Origin of the sequence: Roseospirillum parvum (assembly GCF_900100455.1) — a bacterium.
GTDB classification, from domain to species: domain Bacteria; phylum Pseudomonadota; class Alphaproteobacteria; order Rhodospirillales; family Rhodospirillaceae; genus Roseospirillum; species Roseospirillum parvum.
The window spans coordinates 296,641-310,213 of record NZ_FNCV01000001.1 but is presented as its reverse complement, the minus strand read 5'-3'; the positions used below and the strand labels follow the sequence as shown (position 1 = coordinate 310,213).

Here is a 13,573-nt window from a genome sequence, read left to right as displayed (position 1 = left end):
AAGGCCCCCGCGGCCGGCCCCCGGACCGCCGACCCCGAGGCCGCACCCCGTACCAAGAAACCCACCCAGGATCAGGCAGACAGACAGGAGGCGGATCCCATGAGCATCAACCTCACCGTTCCGGGCTCCCCAGAGGAGTTCCACATGAAGCCCCGCATCACCGTCATCGGTGTCGGCGGGGCCGGCGGCAACGCGGTCAACAACATGATCGCCGCCCAGCTTGAAGGCGTCGACTTCGTGGTCGCCAACACCGATGCCCAGGCGCTGGCCCACAACCGGGCCGAACGGCGCCTGCAACTGGGCATCGAGACCACCCACGGCCTGGGCGCCGGGGCGCGCCCCGATGTCGGCCGTCATGCCGCCGAGGAAGCCATCGACCAGATCCTGGCCGAGCTGGACGGCGCCAACATGGTCTTCGTCACCGCCGGCATGGGCGGTGGCACCGGCACCGGGGCCGCCCCGGTGATCGCCCGCACCGCCCGCGAGGCCGGGGTGCTGACCGTCGGCGTGGTCACCAAGCCGTTCCAGTTCGAGGGCGCCCACCGCCTGCGGCTGGCCGAGCAGGGGATCGAGGAGTTGGCCCAGGTGGTCGACACCCTGATCATCATCCCCAACCAGAACCTGTTCCGCGTCGCCAACGAGAAGACCACCTTCGCCGATGCCTTCAAGATGGCCGACGACGTGCTCTATTCCGGCGTGCGCTCGATCACCGACCTGATGGTCATGCCCGGGCTGGTCAACCTCGACTTCGCCGACGTGCGCACGGTGATGCAGGAGATGGGCCGCGCCATGATGGGCACCGGCGAGGCCGAGGGCGAACGCCGCGCCCTGGACGCCGCCGAGGCCGCCATCGCCAACCCGCTGCTGGAAGACACCTGCATGAAGGGGGCGCGCGGGGTTCTCATCAACATCACCGGCGGCCCGGACATCACCCTCTACGAGGTCGACGAGGCGGCCAACCGCATCCGCGAGGAAGTGGAGGTCGAGGCCCACATCATCTTCGGCTCGTGCTTCGATCCGGAGCTCGAGGGCAAGATCCGCGTCTCGGTGGTGGCCACCGGCCTGGAAAGCGAGATGGGCCAGCTCCACCGCCCGCACAGCAGCGACCTGATCCACGCCGTGGGCGGGCGCGGCGGCGCCCAGCCGGCCGCCCAGCCGCGTCCGCAGATGCGCACCACCGCCCAGGCGGTGGCCCAGCCGGTCGCCCCGCCGACCCCCGAGCCGCTCGCCCAGACGGTGGCCCGGCAGGTGGTCGAGACGGCGGCCGAGGCTGACAGCCAGGCCGAAATGGCCGAGGACAGCGCCCCGACGCCCCAACCGGCGCAAGGCGAGGCCCACGCCGAACCGCGCTCCCGGCCCCAGCAGAGTGCCGCCGAGCGGCGCCTGTCGCCCAGTCAGGCCGACTGGCTGGATCAGGTCTACGGCCCGGCGGTGACCAAGCCCCGGATCGGCACCAAGGCCGAACGCGGCGAGCCGCGCCGTCCGGCCGCCCGGCACGAGGAGGCCTCCCGGAAGGCCGACGTGTTCATTCCCGAACCGCCGGTCGATCCCGGCCACGACCTGCCGGCCGACCTGGAGCGGGAGTCGCCGCGCCGGCCCGCCGCCCGCGAGGCCGGACGGGAAAACCGTCAGGAGGGCCGTAACGTGGTCACCTTCGGGGCCGAGGAGGACACCTATGAGGAGGTGCCCCGGGGCGAGGGCGCCAAGCCGCGCCGCGGCTCGCTGTTCAGCCGGGTCACCGGGCTGGCCCGGCGGGGTCCCGAGGACGCCCCGCACGGCGAGGCCCACCCGCACCACGAACCGCGCCTGGGTGGCCTGACGGGGCGCACCGAGGATCGCCCGATCGACGCCCATCCCGAGGAGGAGCTGGAAATCCCTGCCTTCCTGCGTCGTCAGGCCAACTGATACGGGCCCACTGAACGGGCCCCCCCTTCGGGGCCCGGCCTGATCCCAGCCATCGGGACGGGGTGTCCGCCGCAATACGGGGGCGGCGGACACCCCCCTGCCCGAGCCGGCGGGAAGTCTCCAGCCAGTATCAACCCCGCCCTCAAGACTGAAATCCAACTTTCATTTCCACGATACAATGGCCGACCATGCGGCCCTCTGTATCGAGACCGACCACACTTGAGCCGGCGGCTTGTAACGGCAGCGTCAATATCCCCGCCGAAAGCCCGCCAGCGCCCTGCCCCCGACCCCAGCCGGGGCGGGAGAATCGGCCGTCAGCCAGCGAGTCGCCCTCCCCTGGGCGGCCCCGGACGCGGCGAAACATTCTGAAACAAACATTGATTTGGCCCTTCCCCCGGCCCTTGCTACAAAGACATCGTCAAGAAGCCGCGACGCGATGGCACCCACGGCCTTCCCAGGCTGGCCTCCACGGCCGTCATGTCCAGCGCCCTCGTCGTCGCGGCGCCTGTCCGTTTCCGACCCCCCGCGGAGCCTGTTGCCAATGAATGCCCTGACCCGGGACCCCTTCGCCAAGGATCAGATGACCCGCGAGGACCAGATGACCCGCGAGGCGCTGACCCAGGCGCTGACCGACACGCCGCTCGACGGGCGGCCCGAGGCCGAGGGCGCCGAGGCGGAATCCCTGGCCCGCCGGGCCCGCCGCCGGGTCAGCGACATGCTCTCCGAGGTCTTGCGCCAGAAGACCCTGGCCCGCCCCATCCATTGCACCGGCGTCGGCCTGCACAGCGGCCGCAAGGTCACCCTGACCCTGGCCCCGGCCCCGGTCGACAGCGGCATCACCTTCGTGCGCACCGACATCGCCGGCGCTCGCACCGTGCTCCCGGCGCTGGCCGGGCAGGTCGCCGACAGCCGCCTGTGCACGGTGCTCGCCAACCCGGACAGCGGCGTCTCGGTGGCCACCATCGAGCACCTGATGGCGGCGCTGGCCGCGGCCGGCATCGACAACGCCGAGGTCCGCCTGAACGGCCCCGAGGTCCCGGCCCTGGACGGCAGCGCCCGCCCCTTCCTGTTCCTGATCGACTGCGCCGGCACCATCGAGCAGGAGGCCCCGCGTCAGGCCATCGAGGTGCTGCGCCCGGTGGGGGTCGCCGACGGCCCGGCCTCGGCCACCCTGGCCCCGGCTGAGAGCGGCCTTTGGCTCGACTTCGCCATCGACTTCGACAGCGCGGCGATCGGCCGCCAACAGTTCTCGCTGGCCCTCGACCACGGCGACGACGCCGCCTTCCGCCACCAGTTGGCGGCGGCGCGCACCTTTGGTCTGGCCGAGGATATCCCGCGCATGCGGGCCGCCGGGCTGGGCCTGGGGGGCTCGCTGGACAACGCCGTGGTGGTGGACGGGGCGCGCGTGCTCAACGACGGCGGCCTGCGCTTCGCCGACGAGTTCGTGCGCCACAAGATGCTCGACGCCATCGGCGATCTGTCGCTGGCCGGGGCGCCGCTGATCGGCCACTACACCGGCACCCGGGCCAGCCACGCGCTGAACACCCGTCTCGTCGCCACGCTTTTGGCCAGCCCCGATGCGTGGCGCCGCGTGCCGCTGACCCGGGCCCGCGCCGCCCAGGCCGACTCCCGGCCGGCCGAGGGCACCGGCCGCGCCGTCGCCTGACCCCCTCCGCGGCGCCGCATTTCACGGCACGGGGCACCTTGTCTCCGGGCCACGGGTGCGGGATAGTGGCGGCCATGATGATCTCGCTCGCCTCCCTCCGCCGGCCCCTGGCCGCCATCCTCCTCGCCCTGCCACTGCTCGCCGCCTGCTCGGGCGACGGCGAGGAGGAGTACGTGGAGCGCCCGGTCGAGGACCTCTACAACCAGGCCATGGACCTGCTGCGGGCCGAGGAATACGGCGCCGCCGTCACCGCCTTCGAGGAGGTGGAACGCCAGCACCCCTACTCCACCTGGGCCACCAAGGCGCAGTTGATGGCCGGCTTCTCGGCCTATCAGGATCGGGCCTATGACGATGCCGTGGTCTCGCTCGACCGCTTCATCCAGTTGCATCCGGGCAACCCCGACATCGCCTATGCCTACTACCTGAAGGCGCTGTGCTTCTACGAGCAGATTTCCGACGTCGGCCGCGACCAGAAGATGACCAGTCTGGCCCTGAGCAGCCTGAACGAGGTGGTCGGCCGCTTCCCCGATTCCAAGTACGCCCGCGACGCCCGCCTGAAGATCGATCTGGCCAACGACCATCTGGCCGGCAAGCAGATGTCGATCGGCCGCTGGTACCTGCGTCAGGACCAGTATCTGGCCGCCATCAACCGTTTCATCACGGTGATCCGCGACTACGAGACCACCACCCACGTCCCGGAAGCCCTGTACCGGCTGAGCGAGGCCTACACCGCCCTTGGCCTGGAGCAGGAGGCGCTGCGCGCGGCGGCCGTGCTGGGCCACAACTTCCCGGGCGATCCGTGGTACCAGGACGCCTACCGGCTGGTCGGCGAGGGCAAGCTGGCCCCGCCCGACGACGAAAGCTGGATGTCCTGGGACCTCGGCCTGTCCAGCCTGTTCGACGACGACTGAGCCGACGCCCATGCTGGTGTCGCTGTCCATCCGCGACGTGGTGCTGATCGACCGGCTCGACCTCGAGGTGCCGGCCGGCCTCGCCGTGTTCACCGGCGAGACCGGGGCCGGCAAGTCGATCCTGCTTGATTCCCTGTCGCTGGCCCTGGGGGCGCGGGCCGACAGCTCGCTGGTCCGCCCGGGGGCCGAGCGCCTCACCGTCGCCGCCCGCTTCGAGCCGCCGCCCGGCCACGCCGCCCTCGCCCTGCTGGCCGAGCACGACATCGAGCCGGAGGAGGACGGCGCCCTGATCCTGCGCCGCACCCTGTCGGCCGAGGGACGCTCCAAGGCCACGGTCAACGACCAGCCGGCCAGCGTCGGCCTGCTGCGCCAACTGGGCGATTGTCTGGTCGAGATCCACGGCCAGTTCGAAAGCCACGGCCTGCTCGACCCCAGGACCCACCGCCCGCTGCTCGATTCCTTCGCCGGGCTGGCCCAGCCGCTGGCCGCCACCCGGGCCGCCCACGCCGGCTGGCGCACCGCCGCCAAGGCGCGCGCCGCCGCCGAGGCCGAGCTCAAGGCGGCGCGCGCCGAGGAGGACACCCTGCGCCACCATCTGGCCGAGCTGGAAGCCCTCGCCCCCGCCCCCGGCGAGGAAGGCACCCTGGCCGAGGCACGCACCCGGATGATGCACGGCGAACGCCTGCTGGAGGGCATGAACGCCGCCCTGGCCGCCCTCAAGGGCAGCGACGACGGCCCGGAGACCGCGCTGGCCACCGCCACCCGCCACCTGGAACGGGTCGCCCCCCAGGCCGCCGGGCGCCTCGACGGGGTGATCGGCGGCCTGGAGCGGGCCAGCGTCGAGCTGGCCGAGGCCCTGGCCGCCCTGGAGGCCGCCGCCGCCGACATCGACCTCGACCCATCCCATCTGGAAAGCGTCGAGGAACGCCTGTTCGCCCTGCGCGCCCTGGCCCGCAAGCACCATGTCGAGGTGGACGATCTGGCCGACCGGCTGGCCGACATCCGCCGCCGGCTCGACGCCCTGGAGGACGGCGGGGCCGACCTCGCCCGCCTCGCCAAGGCCGAACAGGCGGCCCGTCAGGACTACGTGGCGGCGGCGCGCGCCCTGTCCAAGGCGCGCACCCAGGCGGCGGCCAACCTGGATCGCCGCATCGCCACCGAGCTGCCGCCCCTGAAGCTGGACAAGGCCCGCTTCCGCACCGCCCTGACCGAGCTGCCCGAGGCCGAATGGAGCGCCGAGGGGGTGGACGGCATCGCCTTCGAGGTGGCCACCAACCCGGGGCGCGACCCGGGGCCGCTCAACAAGGTGGCCTCGGGCGGCGAACTGGCCCGCCTGATGCTGGCCCTGAAGGTGGTGCTGGCCGCCGACGGCACCGCCCCCACCCTGATCTTCGACGAGGTCGACAGCGGCATCGGCGGGGCCACCGCGGCGGCGGTCGGCGAGCGGCTGGCCCGCCTCGGCGAGACCCTGCAGGTGCTGGTGGTCACCCACTCGCCGCAGGTGGCGGCCAAGGGGGCCCATCACTGGCGGGTCGCCAAGCGCCCGGCGGCCAAGGGCAAGGCCGAGTTGACCACCGTGGTCGAGCCGCTCGACGCCGCCGCACGGGCCGAGGAAGTGGCCCGCATGCTGGCCGCCGACACGGTCACCGAGGAAGCCCGCGCCGCCGCCCGGCGCCTGCTGGAGCCGACCCGGTGAGCGCCGCCCCCACCGACCCGCCCCCGGAGGACCTGACGCCCGATCAGGCGGCGGCCGAACTGGCCCGGCTGGCGGCCGAGATCGCGGCCCACGACGCGGCCTATCACCAGCACGACGCGCCAACCGTCAGCGACGCCGAGTACGACCGCCTGAAGGCCCGCAACGCCGCCCTCGAGGCCCGCTTCCCCGAGCTGATCCGCGCCGACAGCCCGCGCCACAAGGTCGGCGCCCCGCCCGCCGCCGGCTTTGCCGAGGTGCGCCACCGGGTGCCCATGCTGTCGCTCGACAACGCCTTCGACGGCGCCGACGTGGCCGAGTTCCTGGCCCGCATCCGCCGCTTCCTGAAGCTCGACCCCGACACCCCGGTGGACATCCTGGCCGAGCCCAAGATCGACGGCCTCTCGGTCGCCGTGCGCTACGAGCGGGGGCGCATGGTCCAGGCCGCCACCCGGGGCGACGGCCGCACCGGCGAGGACGTGACGGCCAATCTGGCCACCCTCGAGGGCCTGCCCGAGCGCCTGTGCACCGACACCCCGCCCGAGGTGCTGGAGGTGCGCGGCGAGGTCTACATGACCCGCGACGCCTTCCTGGCCCTCAACCAGCGCCAACAGGCCGAGGGCGGGCGCAGCTTCGCCAACCCGCGCAACGCCGCCGCCGGCTCGCTGCGCCAGAAGGACCCGGAAATCACCCGCGCCCGCCCCTTGAGCGCCTTCTTCTACGCCTGGGGCGAGGTGGTCGGCCTCGCCTTCGAAAGCCATCACCAGTACCTGGAAACCCTGGCCGCCTACGGCCTGCCGACCAACCCGCTGGCCCGCCGCTGCCAGGGGGTGGAGGCCCTGCTCGCCTTCCACGCCGAGCTGGCCGACCAGCGGGCCAGCCTGCCCTACGACATCGACGGCATCGTCTACAAGGTGGACCGGGTGGACTGGCAGAAGCGCCTGGGCGAGGTGTCGCGCGCCCCGCGCTGGGCCATCGCCCACAAGTTCCCGGCCGAGCAGGCGCGCACCGTGCTGAGGGACATCACCGTGCAGGTCGGGCGCACCGGGGTGCTGACCCCGGTCGCCGAGCTGGCACCGGTCACCGTCGGCGGGGTGGTGGTCGGCCGGGCCACCCTGCACAACGAAGACTACATCGCCGACAAGGACATCCGGGTGGGCGACACGGTGACCATCCAGCGGGCCGGCGACGTCATCCCCCAGGTGCTGGCCGTGGTGCCCGAGGCCCGGCCGGCCGATGCCCAGCCCTTCCGCATGCCCGACCACTGTCCGCGCTGCGGCAGCGAGACGGTGCGCGAAAGCGGCCAGGCGGCGCGGCGCTGCACCGGCGGGCTGGTCTGCCCGGCCCAGGCGGTGGAGCGCCTGAAGCACTTCGTGGGCCGCCAGGCCTTCGACATCGAGGGGCTGGGGGCCAAGCACATCGAAAGCTTCTGGAGCGACGGCCTGCTGGCCTCGCCGGCCGACATCTTCCGCCTCGACGCCGACCGGCTGGCCGGGCGCGAGGGCTGGAAGGAAACCTCCATCACCAACCTGCTGAACGCCATCGCGGCCCGGCGCACCATTTCCCTGGAGCGCTTCATCCACGCCCTGGGCATCCCCCAGGTGGGGCGGGCCACGGCGCGCCGGCTGGCCGAGAGCTACGGCAGCCTCACCGCCTTGCGCGCCGCCCTGACCCAGGCCGCCGAGCCGGACACCGACACCGGCGCGCGGACCCGCGCTGAGTTGCTCGACATCGAGGACATCGGCCCGGCGGTGGCCGACGAGCTGGTCGGCTTTTTCCACGAACCCAACAACCGCGCCCTGCTCGACGATCTTGCGGACCTGCTGACCATCGAGCCGTGGCAGGCGCCAGAGGCCGCCGACTCCCCGCTGGCCGGGCTGACCGTGGTCTTCACCGGCAGCCTCGAGACGATGTCGCGCGACGAGGCGAAAAGCCGCGCCGAGGCCCTGGGGGCGCGCACCGCCACCGGGATTTCCAAAAAGACCGATCTGGTGGTCGCCGGCCCGGGTGCCGGCAGCAAGCGCAAAAAGGCCGAGGATCTGGGCATCGAGGTGATCGACGAGGCCGCCTTCCTGGCCCGGCTGGGCGAGGCATGAAAACCTTTCGTGAAGACGGTCACGGTCGGCGAGACGGGTGATTGACTCGACTCCGCCGCTGTTGCTTCAGTTGAGCCCCATTCAACGCTCGGGCGGAGGGATTCCCCATGACTGTGATCGGACACGAAATCGTCGGCCAAGGGCCGACCAAGGTGATGGTGCTGCACGGCTGGTTCGGCGACCACACGGCATTCGGACCGCTGATGCCCTACCTGGACACCGAAACCTTCACCTACGCCTTCATGGACTATCGCGGCTACGGCAAGAGCCGCGACATGAAGGGCAAGTACACCATGGACGAGATCGCCGCCGACGCCCTGGCCCTGGCCGACCACCTGGAGTGGGACGGCTTCCACCTGATCGGCCACTCAATGGGCGGCATGGCGGTCCAGCGCATCACCGCCAACGCTCCCAAGCGGGTGAAAAGCGTCATCTGCCTCACTCCGGTGCCGGCCAACGGCTTCCCCTTCGACGACGAGGGCTGGGCGCTGTTCACCGGGGCCGCCGAGGATGACGGCAAGCGGGCCGGCATCATCGACTTCACCACCGGCAGCCGGCTGTCAAAGAGCTGGGTTCAGTACATGGTCAAGCGCTCGCGCGAGACGACCACCCAGGCCGCCTTCGCCGCCTACCTGCCGGCCTGGGGCAAGACCGACTTCATGGCCGAGATGCAGGGCCGGGAAACCCCGTTCCTGGTCATCGTCGGCCAGCACGACCCGGCCCTGACCGCCGCCCTGATGAAGACCACCTACCTCAAGGCGCTGCCCGACTGCCGGCTGGAGGTGATGGCCAACGCCGGGCACTACCCGATGCAGGAAACCCCGGTCGCCCTGGCCACCCGCATCGAGGCGTTCATGCGGTCCAAGGGGTGAGAATCGCGGCGCTGATCCTGGCCGGCGGTCGTGGCCGCCGGCTGGGCGGCGTCGACAAGGCGCGCCTTAAGGTGGCCGGGCAGCCGCTGCTGGGCCACGTTCGGGCCCGCCTCGCCGCCCAGCGCCCGGCACCCCCGGACGTGGTGGCCCTGAACGCCGCCGGCCCGGCGACGCGCTGGGCCGGGCTGCATGACGGCCCGTGGCTGCCCGATCCGCCAGCCCACGCCGGGCAGGGGCCGCTGGCCGGGATTCTGGCCGGGCTGACCTGGGCCGGCGCCACCGGCGCCGACTGGCTGCTCGGCGTGCCCTGCGACACCCCGGCCCTGCCCGACGACCTGTTGGCCCGGCTGCGGGAGGGGGCGGAGACCGGCGGCGCCGAGATCGCCGTCGCCGCCTCGGCCGGGCGCCGTCATCCGGTGATCGCCCTGTGGCGCCCCGCCCTGGCCGCCCCGCTGGCCGAGGCCCTGGCGCGCGGCGAGGCCAAGGCCGGCACCTTTTTGGCGGCACGCCATGCGGTGCGGGTGGACTGGCCGGCCCCGCCCGACCCCTTCCTCAACCTCAACACCCCGGAAGACGTGGCCCACTTCAAGGCCGCCCTCGACCAGAGCCAGCAATAGGGAAGCCGGCCGTCAAGGAGCCGGGAGGGGGGGAATACTCGGCGCATCCAGGTCCGCGCCCCCTGCCGGCGCCCGCCCTCGGCCTTCGCCGGCGGCGACACGCCGGGGCGCCCGGCGGACAGACCGGCGCGCCATTGTCACACCGTCGGGCCGATCATCCGGCGCAACTTCGGCGCACCTCCGGGGCAACGGCGCCGCCTCATGCCGAGGCATGTCGGCTCGCCCCCCGGCTCCCGCGCCCCGGTCGCCCGATAGGCCCGGCTGGCCGGCCGGCGTCACCCAAGCGGAACGGGTCAGGCGGCAAGGGTCGGCTGGCAAGAGTCGGCTGGCAAGAGTCGGCTGGCAAGAGTCGGCTGGCAAGAGTCGGCTGGCAAGAGTCGATCAGCAAGGGTCGGGCGGCAAGGGCCAAGGGGCGCGCCGACCGATAGCCCACGTCGGCCGGCGGTCCTTTGCCAAGCCACCGCCCCGGGCCTGCCCAGTGTCGGCCTGCCCAGTGTCGGCCTGCCCAGTGTCGCGGCGGCTCAGTAGGTGCGGATCAGGCCGACCAGACGGCCCTGCACGCGCACCCGGTCGGGCGGGAAGATGCGGGTTTCGTGGCGGCTGTTGGCGGGCTCGAGGGCCAGCGAGTCGCCGCGCTTGCGCAAGCGCTTCAGGGTCACCTCGTGGTCGTCGACCAGGGCGACCACGATGGTCCCCGTCTCGGCATCGTCGCAGCGCCGGATGATCACCGTGTCGCCGTCGAGGATCCCCGCCTCGATCATCGAATCGCCGTCCACGGTCAGGGCGTAGTGCTCGCCCTTGAGGACCAGGGCGGCCGGCACGTCGACGCGGTCGCTTTCGTCGCGCAAGGCCTCGATCGGGGTGCCGGCGGCGATCTTGCCATACAGCGGCAGGTGAACCACGTCGTTGACGCTGACCCCGGCCGGCGTGTCGGCGCCGACGATGTGGCCGGCCCCGCCGGTTCGCCCGCCGGAGACCAGATGCAGGGCGGTGCGCCGTTCATCCGGCGTGAACCCGTCGCCGTTGGCCGGCGGCGTGTTGGCCCGCCCCGGTTGGGTTCGCCCCGGTTGGGCCCGGCCCAACTCTTCCTGCTCGATGCGGGTCAGCCGGCGGGAGCGCGGCGGCAGGTCGCTGGCGTCCAGGTTCTCGGGCAGGCGCAGCACTTCCAGGGCGCGCGCCCGGTGCGGCAGGCGGCGGATGAAGCCGCGTTCCTCCAGCCCGGTGATCAGCCGATGGATGCCCGACTTGGACTTCAGGTCGAGCGCCGCCTTCATCTCGTCGAACGACGGCGAGACCCCGGTTTCCCGCAATTTTTGATCGATAAACCTCAGCAGTTCGTACTGCTTCCGGGTAAGCATCGGGCAATTCCTCGCGGCGGGGACAATTCACTTGTTCTACTTTGGTTCGGAGAACAGGTCAAGGCCGAATCGGCGCCGCCACCGAGTCGGCCGCCAAGGCTCACCCCGCCCGGTCGGGAGTCCCCACCGCACGCCGGCCGCCGTTTTTGGCGACCAGCCGGATGTCGCCGATGACCATCGCCGGGTCGACCGCCTTGACCATGTCGTAGACCGTCAGCGCCGCCACCGAGACCGCGGTCAAGGCCTCCATCTCCACCCCGGTGCGGCCACGCAGCGCGCAGGTGGCGGTGATGCACAGGGCCGGCGGATCGTCCTCGGGCACGAGGTCCACCGCCACCCGGGTCAGGGCCAGGGGATGGCACAACGGGATGAGGTCGGCGGTGCGCTTGGCGGCCATGATGCCGGCCAGCCGGGCGACCCCGGTCACGTCGCCCTTTTTCGCCGTGCCGGCGCGGATCAGGGCCAGGGTCTCGGCGGTCATGAAGATCCGCCCCTCGGCCACCGCCCGGCGCTCGGTCTCGGGCTTGTCGCCCACATCGACCATGTGGGCCGCGCCGTCGCCGTCGAAGTGGGTCAGGCCGCCCACCTAGAGGCCCCCGGCGGCGCCTTCCGGCAGCGGCTCGGCGAGCAGGGCGCCGGCCGCCGCGCCGGGATCGGGCTGGCGCATCAGGCTTTCGCCGATCAGGAAGCGGCGCGCCCCGACCGCCGCCATGCGGGCCAGATCGGCCGGCGCGTGAAGGCCGCTTTCGGCGACCAGATCGCGCTCCGCCGGGACCAGCGGGGCCAGCGCCTCGGTCACCGCAAGGTCGGTCTTGAGGGTCTTCAGGTTGCGGTTGTTGATGCCGATCAGCGGTGTCTTCAGCACGCTCAGGGCGCGCTCCAGCTCGCCCAGATCGTGCACCTCGGCCAGCACATCCATGCCCAGATCAAAGGCCGCGGCCTCCATCTCGGCGGCCAGGGTGTCGTCGAGCGCCGCCAGGATGAGCAGGATCGCATCGGCCCCCATGGCCCGCGCCTCGCCGATCTGCCAGGGGTCGACCATGAAGTCCTTGCGCAGCACCGGCAGATCGACCGCCGCCCGGGCCGCCCGCAGATGGTCCGGATGGCCCTGGAAGTTCGGCCCCTCGGTGAGCACCGACAGGCAGGCGGCGCCGCCGGCGGCATAGCTTTTGGCCAGCTCGGCCGGATTGAAGTCGGGGCGGATCAGGCCGGCCGAGGGCGAGGCCTGCTTGATCTCGGCGATCAGCCCGTAGCCGCCTGCCTCGACCTTGGCGGCCAGCGCCCGGGCGAACCCCCGGGGCGGCGCGGCGGCGGCGATGGCGGCCTCGAGCTCGGCCGCCGGGCAGGTCTTTTTGCGTTGCGCCACCTCCTCGGCGGTGGTGGCGCAGATGCGCTGCAGAACGTCGGTCATCAGCCCGGCTCCCGACCGTTGGTGATGGCCACCAAACGGGCCAGGGTGGTCCGCGCGGCGCCCGAATCGATGGCCTGGGCGGCCAGCGCCACCCCGCCGGCCAGATCGGCCGCCCGCCCGGCGACGATCAGCGTCGCCGCCGCGTTGAGCAGCACGATGTCGCGATAGGGGCCGGGCTGGCCGTCCAGCATGGCCTTGATGGCGGCGGCGTTCTCGGCCGCGTCGCCGCCCTTGAGGTCGGCCGGGTTGGCCCGCGACAGGCCGGCCTGTTCCGGGGTCACTTCGAAGGTCGACAGCCGCCCCTGGTGCCACTCGGCGACCCGGGTCGGCCCGGTGGTGGTGATCTCGTCCAGGCCGTCACTGCCGTGCACCACCCAGGCCCGCTCGGCGCCCAGGCGGCCCAGGGTCTCGGCCAGGGTGCTCAGCCAGCGGCTGGCGAACACCCCCATCACCTGGCGCGTGGCGCCGGCCGGGTTGCTCAGCGGTCCGAGCAGGTTGAACACGGTGCGGGTGCCCAACTCCTGACGCGCCGGGCCGACATGGCGCATGGCGCTGTGGTGACGCGGGGCCATCAGGAAGGCGATGTGGGCCTCGGCCAGGGCCCGCTCGACCAGCGGCATCTCGGCCTCCAGGTCGACCCCCAGGGCGCCCAGCACGTCGGCCGAGCCGGAGCGCGAGCTCATCGCCTTGTTGCCGTGCTTGGCCACCGGCACCCCGCAGCCGGCGACCACCAGGGCGGCGCCGGTCGAGATGTTGAAGGTGCCCGAGGCATCGCCGCCGGTGCCGCAGGTGTCGACCGCGCCGGGCGGGGCGCTGACCTTGGTCGCCTTGGCGCGCATGATGCGGGCGGCGCCGGTGATCTCGTCGACCGTTTCGCCGCGCACCCGCAGGGCCATCAGGAAGGCGCCGATCTGGGCCGGCGTGGCGGCACCCGACATCAGGATGTCGAAGGCCGCCTCGGCCTCGGGCTCGGACAGGCTCTGCCCCTCGGCGACGCGGGCCAGGATGGGCTTCATGGGATCGGACATCGCGGGGCGGGCTCCG

At 72.5% G+C, this 13,573-nt stretch carries 11 protein-coding genes; 7 read left to right on the top strand and 4 right to left on the bottom strand.

Going from position 1 to position 13,573, the window contains the following annotated elements; genetic code table 11:
* The first annotated feature begins 99 nt into the window (after positions 1-99).
* The 7 genes from ftsZ to mobA all read left to right on the top strand — a co-directional run bounded on the left by ftsZ (position 100) and on the right by mobA (position 9,760).
* Complete coding sequence (ftsZ, locus tag BLR95_RS01330; RefSeq protein WP_092615208.1) at positions 100-1,905, top strand: cell division protein FtsZ; 1,806 nt, start codon at positions 100-102, stop codon at positions 1,903-1,905.
* 541 nt (positions 1,906-2,446) lie between these two features.
* Positions 2,447-3,571, top strand: coding sequence for a UDP-3-O-acyl-N-acetylglucosamine deacetylase (gene lpxC, locus BLR95_RS01325; protein ID WP_245689164.1), 1,125 nt, complete (start codon positions 2,447-2,449; stop codon positions 3,569-3,571).
* Positions 3,572-3,648: 77 nt separating this feature from the next.
* Complete coding sequence (locus BLR95_RS01320) at positions 3,649-4,482, top strand: outer membrane protein assembly factor BamD (protein WP_092615203.1); 834 nt, start codon at positions 3,649-3,651, stop codon at positions 4,480-4,482.
* Positions 4,483-4,492: 10 nt separating this feature from the next.
* The gene (recN, locus tag BLR95_RS15960) at positions 4,493-6,178 is read left to right on the top strand and encodes a DNA repair protein RecN (protein ID WP_092614198.1); all 1,686 of its coding nucleotides are present in this window, start codon (positions 4,493-4,495) and stop codon (positions 6,176-6,178) included.
* Positions 6,175-8,271 carry an NAD-dependent DNA ligase LigA gene (ligA, locus tag BLR95_RS01310; protein ID WP_092614196.1) on the top strand — a complete coding sequence of 699 codons (2,097 nt, stop codon included), beginning with the start codon at positions 6,175-6,177 and terminating at the stop codon, positions 8,269-8,271. The genes recN and ligA overlap by 4 nt, the downstream gene beginning before the upstream one ends.
* Positions 8,272-8,378: 107 nt before the next feature.
* Complete coding sequence (locus tag BLR95_RS01305; RefSeq protein WP_092614194.1) at positions 8,379-9,143, top strand: alpha/beta fold hydrolase; 765 nt, start codon at positions 8,379-8,381, stop codon at positions 9,141-9,143.
* Positions 9,140-9,760 (top strand): molybdenum cofactor guanylyltransferase MobA, encoded by a 621-nt coding sequence (mobA, locus tag BLR95_RS01300; protein WP_218119447.1) that lies wholly within the window; start codon positions 9,140-9,142, stop codon positions 9,758-9,760. Before BLR95_RS01305 ends, mobA begins: the two co-directional genes overlap by 4 nt.
* 521 nt (positions 9,761-10,281) lie before the next feature.
* Here mobA and BLR95_RS01295 read toward each other — a convergent pair.
* The 4 genes from BLR95_RS01295 to trpD all read right to left on the bottom strand — a co-directional run bounded on the left by BLR95_RS01295 (position 10,282) and on the right by trpD (position 13,557).
* Entirely contained in the window at positions 10,282-11,118 is an 837-nt protein-coding gene (locus BLR95_RS01295) for a LexA family protein (protein WP_092614192.1), read from the bottom strand.
* A gap of 100 nt (positions 11,119-11,218) precedes the next feature.
* Positions 11,219-11,704 carry a cyclic pyranopterin monophosphate synthase MoaC gene (gene moaC / locus BLR95_RS01290; RefSeq protein ID WP_092614190.1) on the bottom strand — a complete coding sequence of 162 codons (486 nt, stop codon included), beginning with the start codon at positions 11,702-11,704 and terminating at the stop codon, positions 11,219-11,221.
* Complete coding sequence (trpC, locus tag BLR95_RS01285) at positions 11,705-12,529, bottom strand: indole-3-glycerol phosphate synthase TrpC (protein WP_092614188.1); 825 nt, start codon at positions 12,527-12,529, stop codon at positions 11,705-11,707.
* Entirely contained in the window at positions 12,529-13,557 is a 1,029-nt protein-coding gene (gene trpD, locus BLR95_RS01280; RefSeq protein ID WP_092614187.1) for an anthranilate phosphoribosyltransferase, read from the bottom strand. The genes trpC and trpD overlap by 1 nt, the downstream gene beginning before the upstream one ends.
* Between the last annotated feature and the right edge of the window lie 16 nt (positions 13,558-13,573).